The 3,152-nt window shown below is 54.0% G+C and carries 2 rRNA genes (1 of these 2 cut by a window edge); both read left to right on the top strand.

The features are described from left to right. Positions 1-2,787 (top strand): 23S ribosomal RNA (locus M3U25_RS20510); it begins 93 nt to the left of the window's first position. Positions 2,788-2,943: 156 nt separating this feature from the next. Further along, positions 2,944-3,058 (top strand): 5S ribosomal RNA (rrf, locus tag M3U25_RS20515). Positions 3,059-3,152: the final 94 nt, after the last annotated feature.

Below are 3,152 nucleotides of genomic sequence, written 5' to 3' on the forward strand. Positions count from 1 at the left end.
AAGCTTTGATCCGGCAATGTCCGAATGGGGAAACCCACTGCTTCGGCAGTATCCTGCAGTGAATACATAGCTGCTGGAAGCGAACCCGGTGAACTGAAATATCTAAGTAACCGGAGGAAAAGAAATCAACCGAGATTCCCTAAGTAGTGACGAGCGAACGGGGACTAGCCCTTAAGCTGGTATGGTTTTAGAAAAACAACCTGGAAAGGTTGGCCATAGAAGGTGATAGCCCTGTATTTGAAAGGGCCATACCAGTGAAGACGAGTAGGGCGGGGCACGTGAAACCCTGTCTGAACATGGGGGGACCATCCTCCAAGGCTAAATACTCCTGACCGACCGATAGTGAACCAGTACCGTGAGGGAAAGGCGAAAAGAACCCCGGAGAGGGGAGTGAAATAGATCCTGAAACCGTGTGCGTACAAGCAGTAGGAGCTCGCAAGAGTGACTGCGTACCTTTTGTATAATGGGTCAGCGACTTACTGTTCGTGGCAAGCTTAACCGTATAGGGGAGGCGAAGGGAAACCGAGTCTGATAAGGGCGCATAGTCGCGGGCAGTAGACCCGAAACCGGGTGATCTAGTCATGCCCAGGGTGAAGGTCAGGTAACACTGACTGGAGGCCCGAACCCACTCCCGTTGCAAAGGTAGGGGATGAGGTGTGATTAGGAGTGAAAAGCTAATCGAACCCGGAGATAGCTGGTTCTCCTCGAAAGCTATTTAGGTAGCGCCTCATATGTATCCTCTCGGGGGTAGAGCACTGTTATGGCTAGGGGGTCATCGCGACTTACCAAACCATTGCAAACTCCGAATACCGAGACGGACTGTATGGGAGACACACGGCGGGTGCTAACGTCCGTCGTGAAAAGGGAAACAACCCAGACCCACAGCTAAGGTCCCAAATTCACTGCTAAGTGGAAAACGATGTGGAAAGGCATAGACAGCCAGGAGGTTGGCTTAGAAGCAGCCACCCTTTAAAGAAAGCGTAATAGCTCACTGGTCGAGTCGGTCTGCGCGGAAGATTTAACGGGGCTAAGCAGTGAACCGAAGCTTGGGGTGCATCGCGATAAGCGATGCGCGGTAGAGGAGCGTTCCGTAAGCCTGCGAAGGTGGATTGAGAAGTCTGCTGGAGGTATCGGAAGTGCGAATGCTGACATGAGTAACGACAATGCGGGTGAAAAACCCGCACGCCGAAAGCCCAAGGTTTCCTTGCGCAACGTTAATCGGCGCAGGGTGAGTCGGCCCCTAAGGCGAGGGCGAAAGCCGTAGTCGATGGGAAGCAGGTTAATATTCCTGCACCTCGCGTAAGTGCGATGGAGGGACGGAGAAGGTTAGGTGTACCGGGCGTTGGTTGTCCCGGGGAAAGGCGGTAGGTTTGGATCTTTGGCAAATCCGGGATCCTTTAAGACCGAGCACCGAGACGAGTCTTTTAGACGAAGTCACTGATACCACGCTTCCAGGAAAAGCTCCTAAGCTTCAGCTTACGCAGACCGTACCGTAAACCGACACAGGTGGGTAGGATGAGAATTCTCAGGCGCTTGAGAGAACTCGGGTGAAGGAACTAGGCAACATGGCACCGTAACTTCGGGAGAAGGTGCACCCTTTTTGGTGGCTCGTGCGAGCTATAGCTGAAGAGGGTCGCAGAAACCAGGCCGCTGCGACTGTTTATCAAAAACACAGCACTCTGCAAACACGAAAGTGGACGTATAGGGTGTGACGCCTGCCCGGTGCTGGAAGGTTAATTGATGGGGTCAGCCGCAAGGCGAAGCTCTTGATCGAAGCCCCAGTAAACGGCGGCCGTAACTATAACGGTCCTAAGGTAGCGAAATTCCTTGTCGGGTAAGTTCCGACCTGCACGAATGGCGTAACGACAGCGGCGCTGTCTCCACCCGAGACTCAGTGAAATTGAAATCGCTGTGAAGATGCAGCGTTCCCGTGGCAAGACGGAAAGACCCCGTGAACCTTTACTATAGCTTTACACTGAACGTTGAGTTCGTCTGTGTAGGATAGGTGGGAGGCTATGAAACTGTGGCGCTAGCTGCAGTGGAGCCATCCTTGAAATACCACCCTGTCGTGCTTGACGTTCTAACCTAGGTCCGTAATCCGGATCGGGGACCGTGTATGGTGGGTAGTTTGACTGGGGCGGTCTCCTCCTAAAGAGTAACGGAGGAGCACGAAGGTACGCTCAGCGCGGTCGGACATCGCGCACTGTGTGCAAAGGCATAAGCGTGCTTGACTGCAAGATCGACGGATCAAGCAGGTACGAAAGTAGGTCTTAGTGATCCGGTGGTTCTGTATGGAAGGGCCATCGCTCAACGGATAAAAGGTACTCCGGGGATAACAGGCTGATACCGCCCAAGAGTTCATATCGACGGCGGTGTTTGGCACCTCGATGTCGGCTCATCACATCCTGGGGCTGTAGTCGGTCCCAAGGGTATGGCTGTTCGCCATTTAAAGTGGTACGCGAGCTGGGTTCAGAACGTCGTGAGACAGTTCGGTCCCTATCTGCCATGGGCGTTGGAGATTTGAGAGGGGCTGCTCCTAGTACGAGAGGACCGGAGTGGACGAACCTCTGGTGTTCCGGTTGTCACGCCAGTGGCATTGCCGGGTAGCTATGTTCGGAAGCGATAACCGCTGAAAGCATCTAAGCGGGAAGCGCGCCTCAAGATGAGATCTCCCGGGACACAAGTCCCCTAAAGGAACCATGTAGACTACGTGGTTGATAGGTCAGGTGTGTAAGTGCAGCAATGCATTGAGCTAACTGATACTAATGATCCGTGCGGCTTGACCATATAACCTCAAGATGCTTCCTCAAAAGCATCCCTTAGCGCGACACACGTCGATCGCTCTCACTCGCTCGCTACATCACACCCTATGAGAGGCTGGCGCCCTTGCCGTCCTCGGTCCAACAACCGAGAACAAGCACGCGGCGACACTCCAACCGTCTCCCTGGTGAAATTAGCGCTGTGGAACCACCCGATCCCATCCCGAACTCGGAAGTGAAACGCAGCTGCGCCGATGGTAGTGTGGCTCAAGCCATGCGAGAGTAGGTCATCGCCAGGGGCTTTACCCCAAATCCCCGTCCGAAAGGACGGGGATTTTTTATTGCGCGTGAAAAAACAGCGCGACGCGAGCTGGCGTTGGAAGTGCGGCCGAA

Source organism: Xanthomonas sp. PPL134 (assembly GCF_040595915.1).
GTDB classification, from domain to species: Bacteria; Pseudomonadota; Gammaproteobacteria; order Xanthomonadales; family Xanthomonadaceae; genus Xanthomonas_A; species Xanthomonas_A indica.